The organism is Nakamurella antarctica (genome assembly GCF_003860405.1).
Lineage (GTDB): Bacteria > Actinomycetota > Actinomycetes > Mycobacteriales > Nakamurellaceae > Nakamurella > Nakamurella antarctica.
In genome coordinates this window covers 3,249,267-3,273,285 of record NZ_CP034170.1, presented here as the reverse complement: position 1 = coordinate 3,273,285, position 24,019 = coordinate 3,249,267, and the positions used below count along the sequence as shown (strand labels likewise).

The following is a 24,019-nucleotide window of genomic DNA, read 5'->3' as shown; positions in this document are numbered from 1 at the left end:
AAGGTTCTGGTGGTTGCTGGAAAAAGAGGTTCTGGTGATGTGTTGCTCTACGCTGCACCTAGCTGAGATCATCGCAGCACCAAGTTCCTCAGCACGAATTGGATGATGACATGGCTACTTGCAAAAGGTGTTACTGCAGAGTTTTTACTTCCCGAGATGCGGCTCTAGTCGCATGTGTTGCGCAGGGTTACTCTAATGCAGAGCTAGCAAAAAAGTTCTCCGTCAGTCTAGGTTACGTGCGGCAATATTTGACGACACTGTACCGTCTATTAGCTGTACAAAATCGTGCAGAATTAGTCGCTCGCACGATTCACCTAGGACTGTTATCTGTCAAAGACTGGCCGCCCGAGCCCTCCGGTGCGGACGCGGCCTGTGTTTTTTCAGGCGGATTGCCTCTACAACTGCCCTCCACAAAAGATACGAATTGAGTTCTTGAAGCCGTCCTCAGCTCTCCGGGTCAGGGTAGTAGGTTGTCCGCGGCGACGGGATCAGCTCCGGCGGCGAAGCAACCTTGACTGTTCGTTTGACCCGGTTCGGCTGGCATAACCACTTGACCGCCGCCCCGTTCACTGTCGGAGGAAGCAGGGTAGGTACACACGATAAAGGCCTCTGGAGTGGGGGTGTTTGGCCAAAGTTCGGGCCATCGAGCCGAACAAGCTTGCAGAGCACCGAGAGGTGTTCCGTCCGGGACTTGAATGCCCGCCCCATTGGCCTGCAGGGACGCTGTTTCGTTGCACATAACTACCGAGGTGTCGTCCGGAGCGCGAAAGCTGATGACAGCGAAAGCAGCAGTCCCGCCGATGGCAGTTAGTGCGGCAGTCGCACCAACAAGGATCCCCATTCGCCTGCGAGCAGGCTTCAGAGGCAGCCTCACAGCCGCTTGGACTCTAGCCAGCGTTCGTATCCCCGCTGGGGAGGATGCCCAATGTGTATCTGCAATGGTCGCTGGTCTTGCGGCGGCGACGATTTTGGGAAGCGGTTCAGTGATCACGAAGTGCCTCCTGTAGGTGTTGTGCTGGGGAACCTCCCAGAGATCCCTTTCGGCTGAGCTCACCAATGAGTTTTTTGCGTGCTCTGTGTAGCCGAACGGTGTAGGCAGACACTGAGCAACCCAAAGCCATCGCACCCTCGCTCGCGGTCAGGCCGTACCAGGCTGTGAGTGTGAGTATTTCTCGATCTTGGGCTGATAGAGGTTTCAGCAGGCTGGCAAAGGTAAGCATGATGTCGGCGTGGTCGCGATCAGCGGTTTCTGCTGCTGCCTCACTGATTCGTGCCAGCAACATGTCTCGGCGACGGAATCCTCGAGTTTTATTGGCCAACAGTCGTCGAGCGGCAGCAAACAACCAGCCCAGCGGGGGTTCCGGAATGTGTTCAAGTTTGCGGAACGCCAGGATGAAGACATCTTGAACGAGGTCCTGCGCAGTTTGCGGGTCCGTCCGATGAAGCAGATAGGAAAACACGCGATCTGCATAAAGCTTGAACCACTTTTCTAGGAGCTGCTTCTCCTCACTCATCACATCCCGTACCTCCTTCCAAATTCGTTGAAACGATGCCTTGTCTAGTAAATGTCCGGAAGAAAATAATTCCTTACATCGAGCCACGCAGTTTCGATCGAGGATTTGCTGGCGGATCTTCGGTAGTCGCGCATCAGAGTCCAAGGCCCGGCCGCTCACGCAGTCGGTCCAGTGCAGCCTTTCCATGGCCATCACCGGCAGGTCTGCGCGACCGACCCAGAAGCCGAGCGGCGGGAGGAGAACCTGTACCCAGGCAGCAATATCGTTCGCAATAATTTCGCCCTCACCGACTTCCGTGAGCTGCGCGCAGCAGAGTACGGCGCGACCACCCAGCGAGAACTGAAGACGCGCAGTGGCGAAGTAATTGACCGCATCATCACCGAAACCCGCGGAGCGTTCCTCGCCGCGCTAGCCGAAACCGCCAGTAACTGACCACACCGCAGCGCACGCGACCCACACCCCGGGTTGTGCAACAAGTAAATGCGGGGCCTGCCTCCCCTGGTTTCGGCGCGGATCGCCCAAATGCGTGTTGGTGCTCGGCGAGGCGGGCCCGAGCTGCTGGTTGCGTGGAGCTGTCGGCCGACGGTTCGCTGAGGCGAGTAGAAGGCGAAGCGAAAAGTGGGTACCGCTATTTCTGTCCCGAGGTGCCGGGCGCGATTGCTCCGCACACGTCATAATCAATGAAGCCAACCGGCAATTGAAGGAGCGCATCATGAACGCTGCAAGTTCAGAGTCGAAGAGTGTGGATCAACTACCTGAAATCTTCGCTGGCATGGACAGCTCAGTCGTGGTCGACGTTTCTCCGAAGCGGTTTCTAGTCTTCAGGCGCGATACATGCAGATGCAAGACCGCGCCAAAAGCCAGGCCGAGGAGCAACTATGGGGGGACCGTGCCGTGGCTTTGCGCAGACTCCGCGGAGCGGTGAACGGCAGAGACGTCGACGAACTGCTACAAGCTATAGCGTTCGTTCAATCTTAGCGAGTGCAGCTTATGGAGATGCGCCACCACCGAGCGGCGTGACCGACCCCGGGAGCTACGTTCTGGCCGAGGAGCAGCTCCGACAGCGCTGGAACAAACTCATTCAACCGCTGCTCTTCACCGATGCGCAATGCAGCACCCGACCCAAAGTTCTATTCGTAGGCGCCCAACCAGGGGCCGGGAAAACGCAAGCAATCCTGGACGCCGAACGAAGAGAACCCGACAGAGATTTCGTTCGATTGGACTCAGACGAACTCCGTAAGTTTCACCCGGCGCTAGACGGGGTCGCGCAGACTTTCAACGTGTTCGATCAGCGCAGTACCTCGGCGGCTTTGGGAACATCGGTGTTCGCCGGTACTACCAACACTGAGCGCACCGCAGCTACCGGCGGTGGTTTCACCACCGCGTTCGCCAACAGCCTGTTCGGGTCGATCACCCGCACCACCGGCGGCCCATCCGGGACAACCGAGTACGTGCGGGATAACACCGGAAACCTCATCGCCATACAAAACGGCGGCGTGGACCACTACTACACCACTGACAACATCGGTTCCGTCATCGCACTCACCAGTACCGCTGGGGTCACCACCAAATACGTATACGACCCCTGGGGCAACACGGCCACCCCAACAGTAAGCGCCGCGATAGCGAACAAGTTCCGATACGCCGCCGGCTGGACCGAAAACGATGGGACCGTCCAGTTCGGTGCCCGCTGGTACAACCCCACCACCGGAAGATTCGACCAACCAGACCCCTCCGGCCAAGAAACCAACAACTACCTCTACGCCGCCGCCAACCCCATCACCAACACAGATATCACCGGACTATTCTGGAAAGAGTTGGGAGCTACAGCCTTTGGACTCACCGTCGGATTAGGGGTTATGGCAGTTACCGACAGTCCGATATTTGCCTACAACACCGGCCTCGGAGCGGCTGTTGCCTGGACAGGGCTTTTCGAGGGCGCGCCTATCGGCGAAGTATTGACAGGATTTCTAGTCGACTCGACTAGTTAAGCAATTTCGTAATCAGAAGGGGCGACAAATGCGTCAGCCATACCATAAAGGACCTATTCATTGGTTTATATTCGCTCTTTGCCTTTTGGTTGGAATATTTGGGGTGATTCTTCTTTCAGGAGATCACACGATTGGACTGGCGCCCATAATTCTGGGTTTCATTACGATATATACTCTGGACAGACGTGAACAAAATCGAGCTCGCAGTTGAACTCTGACGATTTGTTAACGCACGAAAATTCAGTTCTGTTGGGCAGCATCTAAGGAGTGCGATGTTTCAGAATAGAAAATTGGGTAGTTGGATACTCTGGATGGTAGCTACTATTATTTGTCTAACATTATTCTCCGTATTTTGCTACGGTGTCGGTGATGACCCTGAAAGTTTGCGTAGAGCGGGCTTCCTCTTTTTGCCGCTTTCTATTGGAACAGCAGTTTTGTCGAGAGTTGCGTGGAATGACGCCAGGGGTAAGTGAGTTCGGATGCAGGATGACATCCTGCAAATTCGCAATCAAAAGTTTTGCTCGTAATTTTTGGCGGGTTTTGTTAACGTAGACCTTTCCGCGATGGAAAACTTCCTAGACTAAAGACTTCAGCTGTGGTATTGGTGAGCGGGCGTTGATTTACCTCTGCAGCTAAGGACGGTAATAGCAGTTCAAGCCGCCCATTCGCTATTTCATAATATGGAAAGAGGCTCAGAGATGAATAAAAAAGCTCGAAGTGCGCCCACTTTTTGGCTCTGCATCGGACGGAAGTTGTTTCCGGGAGTGGTGTGGTCAGGAGCTGGCGAGATCGTGCGGAAAGTGCATCGTGAGCAAGGATATGCATCAGCATCTGTGATAGTGGGTCGGAGCAGGAGTGGCACGGTTTCGGGAGTGGTGCCTGCTAGGTGGGTGATTGTTGTTAGGGATGTACGAGGTAGAGAACATTATGTAAATGTGAGCCCTTCAATCTGGAAGACATTCGAGGTGGGTGATGCTGTTACTGCGAAATCTCCCCTGGTCGATATCTCTTGACGAGCGAAATGGAAATAGGGTTAATCCTTGGGTTTTAGAAATGTCTCCGTTAATGACCACCGCCGCCGGCGGTGGTCATTAACGGAGGCTTACACCTTCACCGACGCGGGGGCGGTGGACACCATTACCCTGGATGGGGCGTTGCTCTCCGACACCACCTTTGATGCGGGAACGGGTGAGGTCACCGGCGCCGTCTACGGAAACACCACCACCGGCGAGATCGGTAGGTTTGGTAATGGGGCGTTGCAGTCCCTGACGTGGACGTTGAACGGGGCCACCATCGGTGACACCGTAACGAGGTCGCAGTCGGGTCGGGTGACTGGTTCCACCCAAACCAGCACCCTCACCCCCGCTGCCAATAACGTGTGGTCCTACACCTACGACCCCGCCGGTAATTTGGGTTCGGCGGTGCTGGCCGCGAACGCGTCCCGCCCGAGAGTTGAATACTCCTACGGTTTTTCCGGATCGGCGTCCTCGATATGCCCGACTGGGACCAGTGTGGGGGCGGCGGCGAACACCAACCGGACGGTGTCCACCTACCAATTAGGCGCGGTCGGGGAAACGTCGCGTTTTTGTTACGACGCCGCGGACCGGATCCTCGCTGTGACGGGTGCGAAACCGACCACCTACACCTACGACAGCCGCGGGAACGTTTCCACCGTCACCGACACCGCCGGGGTCACCACATTTGTGTATGACTCCTCCAACCGGCACGTGAAAACCATTGCCCCTAATGGTTCCGGTGGGACTGTGACGATCACCTACATTCGGGACACCGCTGACCGGGTCACCGCGAGGATCATCGCCGGTTCCGCTACCCCGGCGGAGAACGGCACTTTCCTGTATGGGTTCACCTCCACCGATGATTCCGCTGACCTGGACCTCGGCGCCGGGAACGTGATGATCACCCGAATCAATAGCCTCCCCGGTGGTGTGACGTACACCAAGAACTACCAAACCGTCGCAGATAGCAGGTGGCATTACCCGAACATTCACGGCGACAACATCGCCACCACCCTGCCCACCGGAACCATCGACGGGACGGTGAAGGTCTACGACCCCTACGGCGCCCCCATCACCGCCGGCGGGGCCCCGGACTTCGACGCTGTCCCCGAACACCAACCCGTCCGCATACGACGCCGGTTGGCTGGGGCAGCACCAGCGGATGGCTGAACACACCGCCAACCTCACCTACACCCAAATGGGCGCCCGGGTGTACGACCCCACCACCGGCCGGTTCAACAGCATCGACCCCGTCGCCGGCGGCGGCGCCAACGACTACGCCTACCCCACCGACCCCATCAACATGACCGACCTCGACGGCCGACTATGGGGGTGGGTGAAAGCTGCTGTGAAGGTAGTGGCCAAAGTTGCTGACGTGGTGTCGAACATTCCCGGCCCCATCGGAATGATCGCTTCCGGCGTCGCAGTTGGTGCGCTGCTTACAATGGGAGACAGAGCCGGAGCCGGAATGGCCGCCCTAGGTATGATCCCCGGCGTCAAATTGATTAAGTCCGCTGGGCAGATCGCAAAGGCCTCCACAAAACAAATCGACAGGCTGAAAACGGTGACAGGAGGACGGAATGCGATTCATGCGACGCCGAGTTGCACAACCCGCTACTGCTTCGGCAAAGCAAATAATCATGGCGGAGGTCCACACCGGCCATGAGACGCGAGTGACGACTCAAGGAGCTCAGAGAACAACGATTCGGCCGATGACCGGAAGCGATGCGAAATACGCGCGAGGTCTCCTGAAAAGCGGCGAGGCATCCTTCGGCAACGCCCGCAAGCGAGGCCGATAAGATGACTGATTCAGATAGTCGTTGGCTCCCTGGGCAACCCGGTATCAGCGAGACGTTAGAGAATGGGTGGCGGCTTTTCGCAGGTTACAGGTGGGATGCTGCAGAATTCGATGGGGGAACCGACCTTGTCGCTATTCATTTCATCACACCAGGGACGATTGAGCTGGAGTTTTTGGTTGATAATGGCGATACGTATCGTTTTCTGTTTCAGAGTATTGCCGACCTGCAAATCGACGGAACGTTCTATCTGGAACCAGATGTGGATGGTTGGGAAGTTTTTGATACCTGGATGATCACGGCTGAGCATCCGCGAGAGGATGGCTTGGCGGTTTACAGGCTTGAACTTCATACGGGCATGGTGTGTTTTGCGAGCTTGCCCGGAGTGAGGTTGGATTGAAATGAGGACAACCTCGCGTAACCTTCAGCGTTTCCCGAACGCCGATTAGCTGTATAGATGGCTATGAACCCACGGAGCGGGACCAGCAGGGGTTGCGTCCGGCAGTGGGTCAAGTCTTCATGCTCCAAGAAACATGGATGGGGTTGTAGGCCTCCATCGACTGTCCATGACGCCTCTGACGAACATGACCTCGCTTTGCGCAAATCGTTTAGGGATCGTCTATCGAGACGGTGTGCAGAGCACTTTGGTCACTGTGATTGCGCCCAGAATCGCGTCTCGTTAGACCCGTCCGAAATATTTACCGATGATGGGTCCCTTATTGGTACAGTTCGGTATGGGGATCCTCATTGGTTATGCGCGAGTCTCTACGGACTCCCAAGATCTCACCGTTCAGCAGGAAGCACTGCTTGCGTTGGGTGTTTCCGAATCCCGCATCTACACCGATCATGGGCTGACAGGAACGAGCAGGGACCGGCCGGGGCTTCGGGAAGCGTTGGCCGCCGGCAGGGCGGGGGACACCCTTGTCGTTACGAAGCTCGACCGGTTGGCCCGATCCATTGTGGATGCCCGCAACATCGCCGACGAGCTGCTCGCCCGCGAGGTGGCTTTGAGCCTTGGGGGATCAGTGCATGATCCGGCCGACCCGATAGGTCGGCTGTTGTTCAACACCCTGGCAATGATGGCCGAGTTTGAGTCTGATCTCATCAGCATGCGAACACGTGAAGGCATGAAGATCGCCAGGGCCAAGGGCCGGCTAAAGGGCCGGAAACCGAAGCTCAGCCCAACCCAGGAACGTCACCTTGCGAAACTCTTCCACGAAGGGGAGCACACCACGGACGAGCTCGCAGAAATTTTCAAGGTGGGTCGCGCGACGGTGTACCGCGCGGTGCAACGCCAACAAGTTGTCTCAACTGCAAAATCACCGCACACAACTGATGTGGCTGACAGGCCACTGGAGGGAACATCATGACGCCGATCCGTTATGCGCAGATCTATCCAGACGCCTTCGAGTCGTTAACACCCGAGCAGTGCTGGAACGTTGAGCAGACGCTTGCCAATCACCGCCTAGAGGGGATGAATCCAGATCATGAGGATGTGCTGGATCTAGCGCAGTTTGTTGCCGGCCTGATGACGAGGGAGCAGCACATGCAGCGCAGTCTGGATAAGGCCCGTGCGGTTGGATCTGAGTGACTGACCCTGAGGCCAGGCAGTGGGAAAGCTATCTGTACCCGGGCACGGATATCCTTCGCAATAAGTTCGGGCTGACTGATTTTCGTCAACTGCGAAGCGCCGAATACCGGGTGACCGGGGTTCGGGAAGCAGAGATTCGAGGCGGCTTGGTCAACATTCCGCAGACTTTCGACGCCACTCACCTCAAGGCATTGCACGCTCATATCTTCCAAGATGTTTACGACTGGGCGGGGGAGTACCGCACCGTTAACCTCGGCAAACCCGGTAGCGAGCCGTTCGCTGCATCCTCGAATATCGACCTATATCTCAATGTTGCCGCCCGCACAGCTAGCAGACAAGATTGGCCCAACCTTGGGCAGCGACAGGCCGGATATGCAGCGGCTGAAGTTGTGGCCGGCATTGTTCCGGATGTGGGCGCCGTCGCGGATCTTCACCGCAGGGCGTCGAGATAGATCACGGGGTAAAACGCATCCAACGGGCGTTGCTGCCACGCCAATACCTCGTCTAGGACCTCGTCGGTGATCTTGCTGATCGTTTCCCTGCTGATTTCAGTGCCGATCGTGGACACCAGGTGGTGTTCAATGTCGCGCACCGTCATCCCGCCGGCATACAAGCTGACGATCATGTCATCCAGGCCCCCACCCGCCTGGACCCCTTCGGGACCAACATCCGGGGTGAATGTGCCGTCCCGATCCCTCGGGATTGACAGCTCCACATCGCCGACGCTGGTAGCGACCGTTTGAGGGAAGGAGCCGTTACGTGAATTGGGGAACAAGCTAACACCCTCTGAGCGGTACCTCTGGTCTCACCACCAAATACGTTTACGACGCCAGGGGTAAGACGGCCACCCCTACGGTCAGCGCCGCTGTAGCCAACAAGTTGCGCTACGCCAGCGGCCAACAAGTCAACGACTGCCTAGTGGGCAGCTCCGAAACAGACTGGGAATCAGATCCCCCTCCGAGTTGCGGCTCCGAGAAGGGCTCTCTGTGCATCTGAGACCCAGTGAGCTGAAAAAGGATCCAACTCTTTTACCTCAGACGTTCGGCCTGCAGCGGTCGCGCGCGGGCAATCCCTTGCCTCGGGGGGCGTTCCGTCTGCCGCTAACCTTCCAGATGTGGACAATATGAAACACATTTTTTTTGACGGCAGCCGCGGCTATTTGCACGTGGTGAGCGGTCCGCAGACAGCGGGGCAGCATCTGGGTCTGCTGATCACCCATGGACTTGGCGAGCACGCCGGCTCGTACTATCACCTGCAGCAAAGCCTGACCGCGGCTGGTATCCGGTGGTGGGCGTACGACCAACGCGGGCACGGCAGAAGTGCTGGAACTCCGGTGTTGATTGAGAGCGTGGACGATCTGGTCGCCGACTGCATTTCTGTCTACGCCCATACGGTAGGGGCGAGTGGCCTTCCCGGGGCAATGTTTGGGCATTCGCTGGGGCAGCGGTCACGCTCAAGGCCGCGATCGGTACTGGTACGCAGGCCTTGGTTTTGTCTGCCTTGGGCATTTCTGCTGGGGCAGGCCTGGAGGACCTCGCGGAAATGGTGGCAGCGGGGATCGACCCGCTGACGCTGGGGGCTGACCCCATCACGATGTCACGCAACGCCGAGCACGCCGCGTTCGTCCGCGCCGACCCCCTGACGTGGCAACAGGGTATTCGGCGCGAAACGCTCGCTGCTCTGACGTCGAGCAGGGCCACCCTAGCTTCGGCCGCGGCAGCTCTAACGATTCCGATATTGCTCGTCCACGGCGAGCGGGATTCCCTTTCGGGTGTAGAGGGCGTCCGCGAGCTTGCGAACATACATCCGAGCGTCACATTGGTCGAATTTCCCGAAGATCTACACAATGTTATTCACGAGCACGATCGAGACCGAGTAGAAGCGTGCATACTAAATTTTCTGAGTAACACGTTCGAGGACCTTTCGTAGCTCTAAGTAATTGCAGCACCGAAGGCCCTCCTCGAAGGAAACAACGGAAGTAACAAAAGCATCACATGCCGATCACTTTAAGGCCGATAAGCCGTTTGGTTCACAGTAAGGCCGTAGGTGAGAGACCACGCAAACGGGCCGCTTGGACCGAACGGATTTCGGTTACGATGAGTCTAGATTTGCACACCATTGGGGCGCGCATGTGGGAAGGAAACATCACATGCAGCAACCGGCGGTCCGGGTGAGATCCGATCGCGAGGCGCTAGTGCAGCGCCGACTTCAGAGCCGCAAAGTAATTCATATCGTCATGTACGCAGCGTTGGCCGTGGGCGCGGTAGTCAGCCTGTTGGCTCTGCCGGGCGCAGATCGACTGGTCGCGTTGTCCTGGTGTGCGGGGCCTGCGCTGTTGATGGCAGTCACTCATCCTTTTCTGCGTGCGGGACGCGCCCGTGTCGTTTCCGTGGTGATTAATAGCGGATTACTCATCATCTTCGCCGGGTCGGCTTTGATTGCTGGCACCCTGCCGCCAGCGCCCTACCTTCCCCTGTACGTGATGTTGTTGATTGGCGCATTCTCCGAGTCAATACGCGGCCAAGTGCTGATATATGTCGGAACCGTCATCTGCGTTCTAATGTGGATGAGTGCCGGTTTGGGTGGGGGGCTTGGTGCCTCTCTGTCGGCCATCGCCTACCTCACGTTGGTGTGCGCGCTGACAATCGTGGGGTCCCGAATGCTTGAGATGGCGAATGCCGGACCCACCGATGAAACCACCGAGCGAGCAATGCTTGAGGTAGCAATTCGGGAAAACAACGAAATTTTAGAAGACGCGATCGTGTCACGAACCTCCGAACTCGAACAGGTGCTGGAAGAGAAGGAAAGGCTGCTGCGCAACCTTGTGCGGTTGACGATGGCGGACGAGCTGACTGGCTTGAAGAACCGGCGCGGATTTCGAGATTTCCTGCAAAGCGAACGGCAGCAGGGCGGCCCCTCGTTGCTGGCAATGATGGATCTTGACGGTCTGAAGAGGATCAACGACAATTTCGGCCACCTTCAGGGCGATGCCGTCCTTCGCGGGGTAGCCCGAGTTCTGAATCTTATTGGAGACCCGCGGGTGGTCCCCGCGAGAATCAGCGGCGACGAATTTGCACTCGTCTTTATTGGCGTTGAGATGGAGCGGGCGCAGGAAATTTGTTGGTCGGTGGTTGAGGCAACAATGCAGATCGACGTGCCGCAGATCCAGAAGTCGCCCATCACGGTGACCCCCGGTATCAGCGTGGGGCTAGCCCATTTGGATCGCCGCGACATTGACCGATCCTTCGCGCACGCCGACGATGCGATGTACGACGCAAAGCGAGCTGGCGGTCGGCGGGTGGTTCTGCATCCGGAATTGCGACAGGCGGATAGGCCGGCTTCCTAGGACGTTAGACGCTCACGAATTCCTTCTCGGTAACCCTGGCAGCTGGCCGGGCGATGACGAAGTGCGCGAAGCACGCGATGACGCCGCAGCCGGCCATGGTGAGCCCCATGGGTAACGCGGAGTTTTCGCCCGCCAAGCCGACGAGAGGGGAGACGGCAGCTCCGAGTGCGAACTGGCTGGAACCGAGGATCGCAGAAGCGGTGCCGGAGGCGTAGGGGATTGCACCGATCGCCAGCACCATGCCATTACTGAAGATCAGCGCGATGCTGGCGACGCTGACGAACAACAGCGGCAGCACGGTGTAAGAGTTGCTCAGCCCAGTCGTAGTGAGCAGTGCTAGCGCCACTGTTGAGGTGACAAGGGCAACCACACCGAACCGCAGGATGGACGCGGGGGCGACCCGGCCAACGATTGCCGCGCTGGTGGCGCTCGCCGCCATCAGGCCGCAGGAGTTAACGGCGAAAACGATGGAGAAGCCGGTACTGGAGAAGCCGAGAACATTTTGCAGCACAAAGGGAGACGCTGCTACGTAGGCAAAAATGGCTCCGAATGCAAAACATAAGGTGATGGTGTGGCCGAGGTACTCCCGGTTCGAGAGGACACGCCTGGCCGTCGTTCCGAACTCACGGACCCCTCCGCGATGACGATGCTCCGTGGGCAACGACTCGGCAGCCCACGAAATGATGGCGGCCAGGAGCAGAATCGCCACGACCATGATGGCCCAGAAGACTCCGCGCCACCCGACCGAGGCGAACAGCACTGCTCCGAGGATCGGCGCCACAATGGGAGAGATGGCACCGATGACGCCGAGAATGCTGAAAATCCTTGCGGCGCGGACACCTTCGGCCTTATCAGCGACTACCGCCCGACCCAAAACCATGCCCGCCGCGCTAGCGATGCCCTGGATGAAGCGCATCGTCATCAGGAATCCGATGGATGGCGCGACTGCGCACAACGCGGAGCTGACGACAAGCAGCGCGGCGCCGCTGATCAGCAGGGGCCTTCGGCCGATGCGGTCAGACAAGCTACCTAAGACGAGCTGGCCGAGGGCCAAACCGATCATGAACGTGGTCAGCGTGAGCTGGACGCTGGAGGCGTCGGTACCCAACTCGGCCGCCATCGTGGGGAAGGCCGGCAGATACATGTCTGTGGCGAGCGGTCCGACCGCGGACATCAAGGCGATGGTGCCGACGAGCGTGACGCCCAAGCGGCTGTTTCTGGGTGGTCGCTGGTGAAGGATGGGGGTGGGAGCATGCGTCGCCTGGTCTACGGCGGTGTACGGGGGCACGGCAAGAACCTTCCAAGATCGGTAAGACGAAATTTCTAGTCGCCGATGAGCACACAACCTTGGGAGTCCCGGACTAGCGATACAGCGTTATCTGATTGTAATACGGGAATATAGGATTTCTGGCGGGTTAGTGGTGCTATTCGTCACGAATTGCGTGCTGTGGGGGCTCCTTGAGCATTTTTTCGCCGATCCCCCGCCGTTCCCCCGCCCCTCCCCCGCCCTTCCCCTGCCCTTCCCCTGCCGAGCGGTGCCCTATGACGCTCGAAACGGCGATTTGCGCGTTATATCGCACCGCTCGGCGTGATCATCGACCGGCAGGCTCACTTCCCGCGAGCAGAGCGTAGACCTCTGCCTGCGTTCCGCATCGGACTATCGCCCGAGTCGAGAAAGGCGCCGTCGCATCCAGGGGATTTGAGTGCTGCGCGTCAACGATAGATCCGCATCGGAACGTACTGTCGCCATCGGATGGGCAAGGTAGACCTAGGGTGTACGCATGAGCCGCATGTTTCACGTGAGTTCCGCCAACAACCGTGCATCGATCCGAGCGCACGGGCTGGATTGGTCGCGCATGTCCCTAGCTTCGGGGATCGCTGGCAGCTGCGAGCCAGAAGCGGACGGCATCTTCGTAGTGCCCGACTATTTCACGGCCGAATTTTTCGTCAGGATGAACAACACCGGTGGGCCGGTCGATGTCTGGGCGATTGACGGCGTCGACGAAGCCGATTTGGTCGAGACCGGCACCGGCTTTAGCTATCTGCCCTACCTCATCGACCCAGCGCGGTTGACGCTGCTGGACCAAACTCCTTTGACGCCGGCGCAAGTGGTGCGGCCGGGGGAGGGCGCTGCGTATCGGTCCAGCCTGAGCATCGCGTTGGACGACGGCACCGTGCTGGAGAACGACGCAGCCCACGAGTTGCTGGCCCGCGAACGTGTCGTTCGCGAAGGCGGAGACCAGTAACAGGGGACGCACCGCAACGGACCCCCTAACCAGCGCGCAGAGACCATCTGGGCGAAGTACTATGCGAGTGTAGATACGGTGTGTATAGTCGCCAGCATGTCAGTCTCCCTCACACTCCTCGGGCTTCTCGAAGCCAGCCCCTCGCACGGCTACGACCTCAAGCGCGCACACGATGAGGTGTTTCGCGGCGAACGGCCACTGGCCTACGGGCAGGTGTACTCCACGCTCGCTCGATTGCTGAAGAACGGCCTGGTTACGGTCGAAGGCGTCGAGCCGGGGGAGGGCCCGGAGCGCAAGCGGTATGCGATCACCGATGCCGGTGTGACGGACGTGCAGTCGTGGTTACGGACTCCTGAGAGCCCGAAGGAATATCTGCAAAACACTCTCTATACGAAGGTGGTGCTGGCGCTGATGTCATCTCGATCCGCAGCGGAACTATTGGATGCACAACGTGCGGAACACCTCAAGGCGATGCGAGAGTTCAACCGACGCAAGCAGTCTGGTGATCTCGCTGACCAGTTGATCTGTGACCACGCGTTGTTGCACCTCGAGGCGGACCTCCGTTGGTTGGAACTTACCGCGGCGCGGCTCGCGGAACTGGGCCAGCAGGTGACCCGATGACGCTTCTCCTGCAGGCAACCGGTCTCGTGAAAACGTTCGGGGCGACCGCGTCATCGACAGGTTCCCAAGCGCTACGAGGCGCGCACCTTACGGTCCACGAGGGTGAGATCGTGGCAGTGATGGGCCCTTCCGGGTCGGGTAAGTCGACGTTGCTGCAGTGCGCGGCGGGCGTCATCTCACCAGACAGCGGAACGGTCACATTCCTGGATGCTGAGCTAACGGCCATGCGAGAGCGTGAGCGATCCATCCTGCGCCGGTCGCAATTCGGATTCGTGTTCCAATTCGGCCAACTCATCCCAGAGTTGACCTGCCTGGAGAACGTTGCGCTGCCGCTGCGACTGGGGGGATCGCCGCGACGCACCGCTGAGGCTATCGCGGCCCAGTGGCTCGACCGGTTGGATGTCGGTGACACGGCAGCGAAGCGCCCAGGCGAGGTCTCGGGTGGGCAGGCCCAGCGGGTTGCGATCGCCCGAGCGATGGTCGTCGACCCGAAGATCCTATTCGCTGACGAGCCCACCGGCGCGCTGGACTCATTGCAAGGCGAGCGAGTCATGCGACTGTTGACGGGGACGGCGCGGGAGGCTGGCACCGCGATCGTTCTCATCACCCACGAACCTTCGATTGCGGCTTATTCCGACCGCGAGATCGTCGTGCGCGATGGCCGCATCTGCGAGACGGAGCTCGCCAGATGACGACCGAAGCCCCTGCCCAGCCTCTCACTTACGCACCGACTGCGCAGCGAGGCAGCCTGCGCCATCTCGTATCCGATCTTGCCATCGGTGTGCGCTTGGCTGTACGAGGCGGCCGCGGCGGTTGGCTCCGGCTAGTCCTCACCGCGGGTGGAATCGGTTTGTGTGTTGCGGTTCTGCTCTTGGGGGCATCCTTTAGCAGTGCGCTGGATACCCGCGACGCACGAGCCGACTCACTGAATCCAGTGGGTTTTGAACTTCTCGGAGCGAGGGCAGACGCCCCCACCTTCGTCGCGCTTCCCTACACCCAGACATATCGCGGCCTGCTCGTCACTGGCGCCGACGTTGCGCCGATCGAATCAGGGGCAGCAGCGCCACCAGGGCTTACGCATTTCCCGGCGCCGGGAACGCTGGCTGTCTCCCCCGCATTGCTGAAGCTGCTCGTGACGACCGACGGTTACCTCCTGCGCCCGAGGTTCACCGAGCCGGTGGCGGCCGTGATCGACGAATCGGGCCTGACCTCGCCGACCGACCTTCGCTTCTATCGCGGCATAGCACCCTCGTCGGTCGCAGATCAGGATGGCGGCTACCACGGGCTCAGTTCTGGCTGGGGCAAGCAGGACTGGAGGTATGGCTATAACGGCGACGTCTATGGCGACCTCACGCGGGCTGCGCTGGTTACCGGGGCTGCAGTGGTACTGGTGCCGCTGCTGATCTTCGTATCGTTGATGTCGCGGTTGGGGTCGGGCACACGCGATCGCAGATCCGCGGTCTTAGGATTAATGGGTGCCACCGGCGCGCAGCGGCGTCGCGTCCTCGCCGGCGAAACGCTGGTCGGGGCGGTGGCCGGCGTCCTGCTGGGGGCAGCGTGGTTCTTCGTCATCCGGACGGCCCCGTGGATCAGGGTGGCTGGGGATGGATTTTTCACTACCGACATCAGCCCGCAGCCGTGGCTGGCCGCCTTGATCGTCGTTGGTGTGCCCGTAATCGCGACCGCAGGCGTGGTGAGCAATGTTCGGCCTTCCAGGCACGACAAGAAGTCCGGCAAGAGTGCGCGTCCTGGCTGGCGCGTTGTCTTCGCGTTGATTGTCTTCGCGTTGATCGCGATCCAGTTGACGGGCATTCTCGTCAGCTTCAGTCCGGTGGGGTTAGCGATTCTCGGTGGCACCGTTGTGCTCGGACTGCTGCTGGTGCCTGTACTTCTCCCACTCCTGCTGGCCGTCGTAGCGAACCGCCTGCCCTCGGCAGGGCTGGCGTGGCACCTCGCCATCCGCCGACTACAGTCCAACATTGGCGCCGCTTCGCGATCAGTTGCCGGAATTTCGGTGGTAGTCGCAGCGGCCATAGCTTTTCAGGCACTGCTCGCGATGACCTCCACGGTTGTCGACACTGGTCGTTATGCAGACCGCGACCCGAATCAGTTTCAGATTCAAGTCCACGGTGCCACTCAAGCCGAGATGGCCAGCCTCACAGCGCTTTTCCAGCGAAGTGGGGGGGTCACCGCGGTCACCGCTGGCAGCTACGTGTGGCTGGGCGCCAACCCTGACAGCAGCAGTTTTGAGGCATTCGTCGCCACGTGCCCGCAGATCGAAGCTACTTCCGGCATCACAGACTGTCGTGACGGCGACGTCTTCCGGGTGGGTGCTTACGGCAGCGATCCCATCACCCCCGGCGCCACGTTGAGTGCCTCTGCCGCAGTGGATCGATCGAGCAGTTCGTGGTCTCTGCCTGACGTGATCCGCGACGCTCAACCAGACGACGCGATGAACCCGTTCGCGCCGTACCTGATAGTCACCGAGGGTGCGATTGGGCCGAACCTCGATGGCGTCTTGGCCAATTCGTTCGCGTACTTCACGCTGCGCGCGACGGGCGCCGATGCGGTCGACCAACTCCGCAATGTCGTCGGTGGCTTCGGATCTCGAGCGGAAGTCACAGGGAATTCAGAGTGGGCGGCAGATAGTCCCACGATCAAACTCACGTCCACGCTGCAAACCGGCCTCATCCTCGGCGGTGGTCTTACCCTGCTGGTGGCGTTGCTCGGGCTGCTTGTCGTCGCCGTAGAGCAACTCGTGGAGAGGCGCCGGACGCTCACATTGGCGGTCGCCGCCGGAGCGCCGCGAGGCTTGATCGCCAGATCCATCCTCGCCGGAGCCATGATTCCCGCCGTCACCGGAGCGATCTTGGGCATCGCGGTCGGAGCACTCCTCACCTTCTACGCGTCGGCGGCGACCAACTCGCTGTCCGGCTCCAGCATCACCCCCGCCTTCGCCCCGAATTGGTTGATCGCGTTGCTGATTGGGGTGACTGCCGTGCTGGCATCACTCCTCGTGACTGCCGCGACGCTGCCAGCCGTTCCTGCGCTGACCCGGCTCGAGAAGATGCGCACCGAATGACGCCGTACCGGTTTTGCGATACCGCACCCACTTGGAGGGGCTATGTACCAACTCGAAACCAGTAGCGGCTTCAGCGCGTCCATTGCGAATCCGGAGCTGATCACCGCGGCTCTCGCGGACGAGTTAAGCCGCAGCGGCGTGGCGCAGCCGATGCGGTGGACGGTGACCACTCCACATGGCACGACAGTCACCGACACAATCTATGACGGCGGCGATGCGAATGACAGGGTCCGTGACCCCATTGATCGGGCTTACGGGCTGCTCGTTCGCGACGTCTTCACCAGCGGGCGGCACGGCGGGCGGCACGGTTAGACGCCTCGTCAGGGTTGCTTTTTGCGCGGGGCGGGTATGAGGGTTTTGCATCGATCCAGGGCCGATTACCCGGAAGCCTTAAAGTCGCTGCACCCGATAAAGATCAGGGACGCGCAAGAGGAGAAACGGTGTCACAAGAACCACAGTCAGACAACGCTGTAGACCAGGATTTACGGGCTTTGTACGGCTCGGCAAAGCACCCCGACCGACCTGTTTTCCACGAACGCCCTGCCCGTTCGACAGACGCCGAAGTGGAAGCGGTGGGCAAGATTTCCGCCGCATTCGAAATAATTGAGAACGCCCGCGGGATGCTCTATCAGTTCCACCGGATGAGCGGCATGGCGGATCTGAATCTGCAGGACGGGATTGAGGCGTTGCGCAAAGCCGGCCATCCCGAATTGGCTGACGAGATCGAAGACGTCTTGGTGGGCCGGGATGTGGTGCGCGATATGTGGACCTTCCAGATCGTCGAGAATTATGACGATCAGTACTACAGCGTCTTCAAAGCCGTGGACACCAAAGTTCGAGAACAACTCAGCGCGGGCAGGAACCACATTTTTGAAGCCGAAATGAAGTTCGACGAACAGGGTGGCTCGGCCGGCGAACCAGAAGGCTCTCACTGACCGGGAGTGCGTCATCCCACCCTCGCCAATAGTGAGCATCGCGGTATCCAACGGGTGGCCTGCCCAGTGCCCAGTGCAGCGTAGGTAACTCCTGTCCCACAGTGGGAATTTTGCCCGGATCTTTACCCTCGATGGGACGAATTATGAGGGTGCCATCTTGCTTTTTAGAGCGTGAAGGGTATTGGAAGCGACACGCCGACGTCACATATCGCGCCACGCCGCCGGGTTGTCATCAATTTCTATCCACAATCTCCCAGCGGCGCGTCAGCGCTGTGATCTGGGATTATGTGTAAACATGTGAGAGATTTCCCCACGGTATCCACAAACGGCCAGCAATATCCACTAGGCGAAAGCCAGACTTATCCCCAGGTTGTCCACAAGGCCATCCCCAGGGTCATTAGGCCCCGAAGATGCCGCGGCTTACCGTGAGGCTTCGTAGCGTGACGGTCGCCTCGGCGGGCAGCTAGGCGGAGCTGTTGGCGCTCTGCCCGTGCCTGTCGGTGCAGCGCGATACAACAAGATGACGCATCAACAACGTGCTTGCGAGCGTTGCGGACAGTGACTTGGGAGGGCATGAGATGAGCGCGGAAGAGCAATGGTCTTCATCCCGCAAATCTGGCGTAGGCAACGCATCGGCCCCCGTGGCGTTCGATCGCCAGCCCCCGCAGGATTTGCCGGCGGAGCAGTCGGTCCTCGGCGGCATGTTGCTTTCCAAGGATGCCATCGCGGACGTCGCCGAGATCTTGACGGGTCGCGATTTCTACAAGCCCGCCCACACCCTGGTCTATGAAGCGATCCTGGATCTGTATTCGCGTGGCGACCCCGCTGATCCCATCACTGTGTCCGCCGAGCTGGAGCGCCACGGGACGCTGCCTCGCGCTGGCGGTGCCGTATATCTGCACCATTTGACGGCTACCGTGCCGACCGCGGCGAACGCCGGTTATTACGCCCAGATCGTCAGTGAGAAATCAGTGCTTCGCCGCTTGGTTGAGGCGGGCACCAAGATCGTCCAGCTCGGCTATGGCGGGTCCGAAGAGGGCGGCAGTGGCGACGTCGACGAGATCGTGGACCGAGCGCAAGCCGAAATTTATGAGGTCACTGAACGGCGCACCACCGAGGACTACGTCATCCTTGAGGAGCTCCTGCAGCCGACTATGGACGAGATCGACGCAATCCAAAGCAGCGGCGGAATGTCGTCAGGAGTGCCCACCGGATTCACCGATCTCGACAAACTGACCAACGGCTTCCACCCAGGCCAGATGATCATTATTGCGGCGAGGCCCGGTGTGGGTAAATCGACACTGGCCTTGGATATTGCCAGGAATGCGTCCGTCAAACATGGGATGACCAGCGCGTTCTTTTCACTCGAAATGTCCAAAACCGAGATCACCATGCGGTTGCTGTCCGCTGAGGCCCAGATCAAACTGTCGCAGATGCGAGCTGGCACCATGTCGGAGCACGACTGGCAGAAGATCGTCCGCCGGATGAGCGAGATCTCCGATGCACCCATGTTTATCGACGACTCCCCTAACATGACGATGATGGAGATCCGCGCGAAGGCCCGCAGGCTTAAGCAGCGCAACAACCTCAAGCTCATTGTGCTGGACTACCTGCAGTTGATGTCGTCGGGGAAGAAGGTCGAGTCCCGTCAGCAGGAAGTCTCGGAATTTTCTCGGCAGATGAAGCTGTTGGCCAAGGAACTGGAAGTTCCGGTGATCGCCATTTCGCAGCTGAACCGGGGCCCCGAGCAACGGACAGACAAGCGCCCGCTGATTTCTGACCTTCGTGAGTCAGGTTCGCTGGAGCAGGACGCCGACATGGTGATTCTGGTTCACCGTCCCGATATTCACGAGGCAGACGACCCTCGCGCCGGCGAGGCTGACCTGATTGTCGCCAAGCATCGCAACGGCCAAACCATGACCATCGCCGTCGCGCACCAACTGCATTACAGCCGCTTCATAGACCTAGCGCAGTAGATCTCGCGCAGTAGATCTCGCGCAGTAGTAGAGGAGTACGAGGACCCGCCTACGAACTTTCGGCCCACAGACCACGAAGTGCCTGTTGGACCTGCACGTCGCACCGCCCCAACTGCGCACGTTCCGCCTCGTCGAAATCCTGCGCAGCGGCTGTAGCCCGCAACCTCGCGAGTTGGCCAGTGACCGCCTCTCTCTGGTGGGGAGTGCGAACCGACCACCCCACCTCGCGGAGCAGTTCAAACAGGCGCACCATCAGCGCCGGATCGGATGCCCCGTAGCGCCGCGGCTGCGCGAGCGCCTCGTCCAAAATGTCACTGAAGCCCGGCTGAAGGCAAACGACGCGCAGGCAACCGTCATCGTCGTACCACCGCTGAGGGCGCAGGTCGTGGCGAGCGATTTCGCAGAGCAACGCCGAAATGTGTCCCAACGAGTGGATCGCCGTGGTCGGGTCGTTAACGCCGGGAGATAGCGCCTTGGTGGTGACGTCGGTGAGCTGCCGAAGGCCGAACGTGAAGTCCTGGGTGTCGTTGCGCTCGTTGCGGATTGTGAGGGACTTCTTCAACGCGGCCTCGAAAGCGGCCACAGTCTCTTTTGGATTCTTCGGGACACCCCGGGAGCGGCCGATCGGTGTGCCAGCAACCACGAACGCGCCGGGCCATCTTTCGATGAGCACCACTGCTCCGATCTCGGACGCCGCCGCGCACAGACCGTCGTGGTCGACCGATGTCAAGAAGCCGGACTTGTCAGCCAGGATCGGGTCGGAATCTTTGAAAGAGGCAGCCATGTCGGACGTTTCGTCGTCATCGGGCCCCTCACCCGGTGCCAGAAGCCGTACGACGGCGGCGATCGCATCCTTGCGAACCCCCTGCAGCATCGTCTCAACCCGGATCTCGCGGGCAAGGTGAGCGAGGAACAACACGAGCGCGACGACACTGGCGACCGCGAGGACGAACGCCAACGTCACCGAAAGTTGCGGGACGAACTGGGCTTGCTCCTCCCCAATGCTGCGCACGGTGCGCAGCACGGTCAACGCGTACACGAATGTCGCGAGGAAAAGCGCGAGCGTGAAGTGGACGAAGCGATCGCGAGTGAAGGTTCGCAGGAGCCGCGGCGAAAACTGTCCGCTCGCTAGTTGCAGCGTCACGACTGTGAGCGAAAAGGTAAGGGAAGTAACGGTAATGAGGGAACTCGCAACCGCGTCGAGGACTGTTCGCGCCGCAGAGGCTCCGCCGCCGAAGAGGTAGGCACTGATGCTGGCGGGAAGCGAGTCGTCGACTGCCCGGTCCAGTTCTGGCAGTGCCACGCCGACAATCAGAGCGAGAACGATGCCGACGGTCGGCACCGGCCATAGCTGTGTCCGAAGCGAATCCCGGATGTCGATGTACCGACTCTGCACCGTCATGAGCCGCCTCCGGTAGGTCCGTGACGCGAGGAACCTGTGAACGGGGTGGGCGCCAGCATGGTGTCAGTGAACAGCACCCTGTCCAAGTCTGCGCGAGGGGGATAGGAAGAGTTGACACAATTGTAGGTATGACGAACCAGCACAGTTTCGCCCAGCACCTGCAGTCGTTGCCCCGTCGTCGTTTAGAAGACTTGCTCGCCCGTCGACCAGACGTGCTCGTCGAGCCTGCCCCGCGCAATTTTGTGCAGCTCGCCCAGCGACTGTGTGGTCCGGGGTCGGTGGCCGCGGTGCTGTGCGCGGTAAATGGGGACATGTTGAGCGCCGCGACAGCGATCGCGTTGTTGGGAGAGCAGGCGAACGTGGAGACAATCTCAGCGCTGCTGCATGCCGCACCCGCGGAGGTCGAGCGCGTCCGTGCCAGCCTGCAAGCACTGGGTCTATGTTGGCCAGCGGGGGACGCCATTCTGCTCCCCGAAATCCTCACGCTGAGCGTGCTACAAGGCGTGGGGGGTGGCCGACCGATCCGCAAAATACTCGTCACAGCATCGGTCGAGTCGGTTCGCACTGCCGTTTCGGCGTTCCGCGATTCGACGGGTCTGCGGAAGGCGGAACTTGTGGAAATCGTCGTCACACGGATGAGTGACCTTTCTGCAATGACCGCAGAAATCCAAGAATTGCCTGGACCGCTGCTGCAATGTATCCGCAACATCAGGTCGGGGGAGATCGACGCGTTTTATAGCCGCGTTAGGTTCGGGACTAATTCTCGCGACGTCGCGGACCTCATCCACTGCGGCCTTCTGATTGAAGCGAACCACGGGGTGGAGCTGCCGAGGGAGGTGGCACTGGCGCTGTGGCTGGCAGAGACACCCCTTCGAATCCACGGCAGGCCACAGTTCGCTCCCGCGCCAACGAACGCCGAGTCGGTGCGTCCTGCGGCTGCGGCTGCGGCAACTGAGATCGTCAGGCGCGTAACAACTCTGCTCGATAGCACCGCCGCTACGCCGCTGGCGGAGTTGAAGAAAGGGGGTGTTGGAAAGCGCGAGATCGCCCGGTTGGCAACGAGAATGGGTATCTCCGCCCCTGAGGTAGGGCTCTGCCTCGATCTAGCGAATGCTGCTGGCCTGCTGACGACAACCAACCAGGGGTACACCCCCAGTGGCACCTATCTAGGCTGGAGGGAGGCTGAGGTCGGCGCAAGGTGGGCCCAACTGGCCAGGTCCTGGTGGCAGCTAGATTTCTGCCCGACAAGCCGTGATGCTGTTGACGGGCAGGAGGTGTCGCCGCCGGTCCCGCAGTCGAGCCCCGCGGGCGAGCTGCGGCGAGCTTTACTGAAAAACGCGCAGGGAGGGCTTTCGCTTGACTCCGTGCGCTCCCATCTGTGGTGGCTGGTTCCGTGGCAGCCGTACTCCCCCGCAGAGTTGGACGTGAAGGTAGCTGCCAGCCTCGTGGAGTCAGAGTTGTTGGGATTGTCCGCTTCTGACATGCTGACGGAGCTGGGCGAACATCTCCTCGAGTGCAACGCAGTAGCGGACTTGGCGGAAAGAGCCTGCGTCATCCTGGTCGTGGACTCAGGCACCGTCACCCTGCAGTCGGACCTGACGGCAGTGGTTTCGGGGCAGCCCAGCGCTGCTGCGGCGAAGCTGCTCGCGGCGGCCTCGGTAAGCGAAACCCTTGGTGCCGCGCAGGTCTGGCGCTTCAATCAGAGCAGCGTGCGGGCCGCCCTCGACGCGGGATGGAGCGCCGAGAATCTTCTGGCTGGCCTTGAGTCCCTGTCCGACCGTGCGATTCCTCAGCCGTTGGAGTACTTGATCAACGATGTGGCGCGCAGGCACGGGCAAATCAAGGTGCACGAGGGTGCATGCTGCATCGTCGCAGAGGAGAATCTGATCAATGAAATGTTGCATACCAAGTCGCTGATCAAGTTGGGGCTTGCGAAGATTGCTCCGACTGTCCTTGTGGCGCAGGTGGAGTCGACTCAGGCGATAGCGCTGCTCCGGAAGGCCGGACTGTTCCCGATGCCCGGCGATGCCACCGCGGCGGTGATCGTCCGCGCAGAGCAGGACGCGGCTGCTTCTCGGGCCGAAATCGCTGCATTTGCCCTTGCGTTCAAAGGCATCGGGGAGGCACCTCATCGCCCCAGTCGGAGCACCCCGGAGTCACTCGCAGCCGCGCTCCTAGGCCGACTGGGCGTTGATGAAATTTCGCCGATGGCCCAGGTACTGGTGAATGAAGGGTCGGGGCTCAATGAGGCGGAACTGGAGTTGCTGGCCTACGCATTAGAAAACCACAGTGAGGTCGTCATCGACTATCGGGATAAGAACGGCAGCTACACCTCGCGCGCCATCAGGCCATCAGGGATGTACGGGCGCTGGATCGAGGCGTTCTGCTATCTCCGTGGCGGCGACCGAGAGTTCACCGTGGGGAACATCGAATCGGTGTCGCCGGTGCTGCCCCGACCCTGAAATGCCGCCAGTCTCGGCGGGCACTCATCGCACGGCCCAGG

Annotated in this window: 20 protein-coding genes and 2 pseudogenes; 18 read left to right on the top strand and 4 right to left on the bottom strand. The window is 60.0% G+C overall.

Annotated features, from left to right (window positions below):
- The first annotated feature begins 110 nt into the window (after positions 1 to 110).
- Positions 111 to 428: a response regulator transcription factor gene (locus EH165_RS16950; protein WP_124800104.1), complete on the top strand. Its 318-nt coding sequence runs from the start codon at positions 111 to 113 to the stop codon at positions 426 to 428.
- Between the two features lie 552 nt (positions 429 to 980).
- On the opposite strand, the gene EH165_RS14680 is transcribed toward EH165_RS16950, so the two are convergent.
- Positions 981 to 1,514, bottom strand: coding sequence for an RNA polymerase sigma factor (locus EH165_RS14680; protein WP_164479265.1), 534 nt, complete (start codon positions 1,512 to 1,514; stop codon positions 981 to 983).
- Between the two features lie 171 nt (positions 1,515 to 1,685).
- Between EH165_RS14680 and EH165_RS14675 the strand changes: the two genes are divergently transcribed.
- The 7 genes from EH165_RS14675 (at position 1,686) to EH165_RS14645 (ending at position 7,908) form a co-directional block, all read left to right on the top strand.
- Positions 1,686 to 1,946, top strand: a complete 261-nt coding sequence (locus EH165_RS14675) for a hypothetical protein (RefSeq protein ID WP_124800102.1) — start codon at positions 1,686 to 1,688, stop codon at positions 1,944 to 1,946.
- A gap of 584 nt (positions 1,947 to 2,530) precedes the next feature.
- The gene (locus EH165_RS14670) at positions 2,531 to 3,505 is read left to right on the top strand and encodes an RHS repeat-associated core domain-containing protein (protein WP_164479264.1); all 975 of its coding nucleotides are present in this window, start codon (positions 2,531 to 2,533) and stop codon (positions 3,503 to 3,505) included.
- Between the two features lie 1,040 nt (positions 3,506 to 4,545).
- Positions 4,546 to 5,691 carry an RHS repeat domain-containing protein gene (locus EH165_RS15905; RefSeq protein ID WP_206425995.1) on the top strand — a complete coding sequence of 382 codons (1,146 nt, stop codon included), beginning with the start codon at positions 4,546 to 4,548 and terminating at the stop codon, positions 5,689 to 5,691.
- Positions 5,684 to 6,187, top strand: coding sequence for an RHS repeat-associated core domain-containing protein (locus EH165_RS14660; RefSeq protein WP_206425994.1), 504 nt, complete (start codon positions 5,684 to 5,686; stop codon positions 6,185 to 6,187). Before EH165_RS15905 ends, EH165_RS14660 begins: the two co-directional genes overlap by 8 nt.
- Before the next feature lie 134 nt (positions 6,188 to 6,321).
- A complete protein-coding gene (locus EH165_RS14655) occupies positions 6,322 to 6,717 on the top strand; it encodes a hypothetical protein (protein WP_124800100.1) in 396 nt (131 codons plus the stop codon).
- 304 nt (positions 6,718 to 7,021) lie between these two features.
- Positions 7,022 to 7,687, top strand: coding sequence for a recombinase family protein (locus EH165_RS14650; RefSeq protein ID WP_239020616.1), 666 nt, complete (start codon positions 7,022 to 7,024; stop codon positions 7,685 to 7,687).
- Entirely contained in the window at positions 7,684 to 7,908 is a 225-nt protein-coding gene (locus tag EH165_RS14645) for an antitoxin VbhA family protein (protein ID WP_124800099.1), read from the top strand. The genes EH165_RS14650 and EH165_RS14645 overlap by 4 nt, the downstream gene beginning before the upstream one ends.
- Before the next feature lie 389 nt (positions 7,909 to 8,297).
- Here EH165_RS14645 and EH165_RS14635 read toward each other — a convergent pair.
- A pseudogene (locus tag EH165_RS14635) lies at positions 8,298 to 8,677 on the bottom strand (transposase); the annotation flags it as partial.
- Between the two features lie 354 nt (positions 8,678 to 9,031).
- Between EH165_RS14635 and EH165_RS14625 the strand changes: the two are divergent.
- A pseudogene (locus EH165_RS14625) lies at positions 9,032 to 9,837 on the top strand (alpha/beta fold hydrolase).
- A gap of 220 nt (positions 9,838 to 10,057) precedes the next feature.
- Entirely contained in the window at positions 10,058 to 11,254 is a 1,197-nt protein-coding gene (locus EH165_RS14620; protein WP_124800094.1) for a GGDEF domain-containing protein, read from the top strand.
- Between the two features lie 4 nt (positions 11,255 to 11,258).
- On the opposite strand, the gene EH165_RS14615 is transcribed toward EH165_RS14620, so the two are convergent.
- Complete coding sequence (locus tag EH165_RS14615) at positions 11,259 to 12,542, bottom strand: multidrug effflux MFS transporter (RefSeq protein ID WP_124800093.1); 1,284 nt, start codon at positions 12,540 to 12,542, stop codon at positions 11,259 to 11,261.
- A 493-nt stretch (positions 12,543 to 13,035) separates the two neighbouring features.
- Between EH165_RS14615 and EH165_RS15900 the strand changes: the two genes are divergently transcribed.
- From EH165_RS15900 to dnaB, 7 genes are all read left to right on the top strand, one after another.
- The gene (locus EH165_RS15900; protein WP_206425993.1) at positions 13,036 to 13,500 is read left to right on the top strand and encodes a hypothetical protein; all 465 of its coding nucleotides are present in this window, start codon (positions 13,036 to 13,038) and stop codon (positions 13,498 to 13,500) included.
- Between the two features lie 96 nt (positions 13,501 to 13,596).
- Positions 13,597 to 14,121 carry a PadR family transcriptional regulator gene (locus EH165_RS14605; protein ID WP_124800092.1) on the top strand — a complete coding sequence of 175 codons (525 nt, stop codon included), beginning with the start codon at positions 13,597 to 13,599 and terminating at the stop codon, positions 14,119 to 14,121.
- Positions 14,118 to 14,813: an ABC transporter ATP-binding protein gene (locus EH165_RS14600; protein ID WP_124800091.1), complete on the top strand. Its 696-nt coding sequence runs from the start codon at positions 14,118 to 14,120 to the stop codon at positions 14,811 to 14,813. Before EH165_RS14605 ends, EH165_RS14600 begins: the two co-directional genes overlap by 4 nt.
- On the top strand, positions 14,810 to 17,203 hold the full coding sequence (locus EH165_RS14595) for an FtsX-like permease family protein (RefSeq protein WP_124800090.1): 2,394 nt from the start codon (positions 14,810 to 14,812) through the stop codon (positions 17,201 to 17,203). The genes EH165_RS14600 and EH165_RS14595 overlap by 4 nt, the downstream gene beginning before the upstream one ends.
- Before the next feature lie 42 nt (positions 17,204 to 17,245).
- Complete coding sequence (locus EH165_RS14590) at positions 17,246 to 17,515, top strand: hypothetical protein (protein ID WP_124800089.1); 270 nt, start codon at positions 17,246 to 17,248, stop codon at positions 17,513 to 17,515.
- Between the two features lie 128 nt (positions 17,516 to 17,643).
- The gene (locus tag EH165_RS14585; protein WP_239020614.1) at positions 17,644 to 18,138 is read left to right on the top strand and encodes a hypothetical protein; all 495 of its coding nucleotides are present in this window, start codon (positions 17,644 to 17,646) and stop codon (positions 18,136 to 18,138) included.
- A gap of 578 nt (positions 18,139 to 18,716) precedes the next feature.
- Complete coding sequence (gene dnaB, locus EH165_RS14580) at positions 18,717 to 20,114, top strand: replicative DNA helicase (RefSeq protein WP_124800088.1); 1,398 nt, start codon at positions 18,717 to 18,719, stop codon at positions 20,112 to 20,114.
- A 49-nt stretch (positions 20,115 to 20,163) separates the two neighbouring features.
- Here the strand turns inward: dnaB and EH165_RS14575 are convergent, their stop codons facing one another.
- Positions 20,164 to 21,516, bottom strand: a complete 1,353-nt coding sequence (locus EH165_RS14575; protein WP_124800087.1) for a DUF2254 domain-containing protein — start codon at positions 21,514 to 21,516, stop codon at positions 20,164 to 20,166.
- A 128-nt stretch (positions 21,517 to 21,644) separates the two neighbouring features.
- Between EH165_RS14575 and EH165_RS14570 the strand changes: the two genes are divergently transcribed.
- Complete coding sequence (locus tag EH165_RS14570) at positions 21,645 to 23,978, top strand: helicase-associated domain-containing protein (RefSeq protein WP_124800086.1); 2,334 nt, start codon at positions 21,645 to 21,647, stop codon at positions 23,976 to 23,978.
- Positions 23,979 to 24,019: the final 41 nt, after the last annotated feature.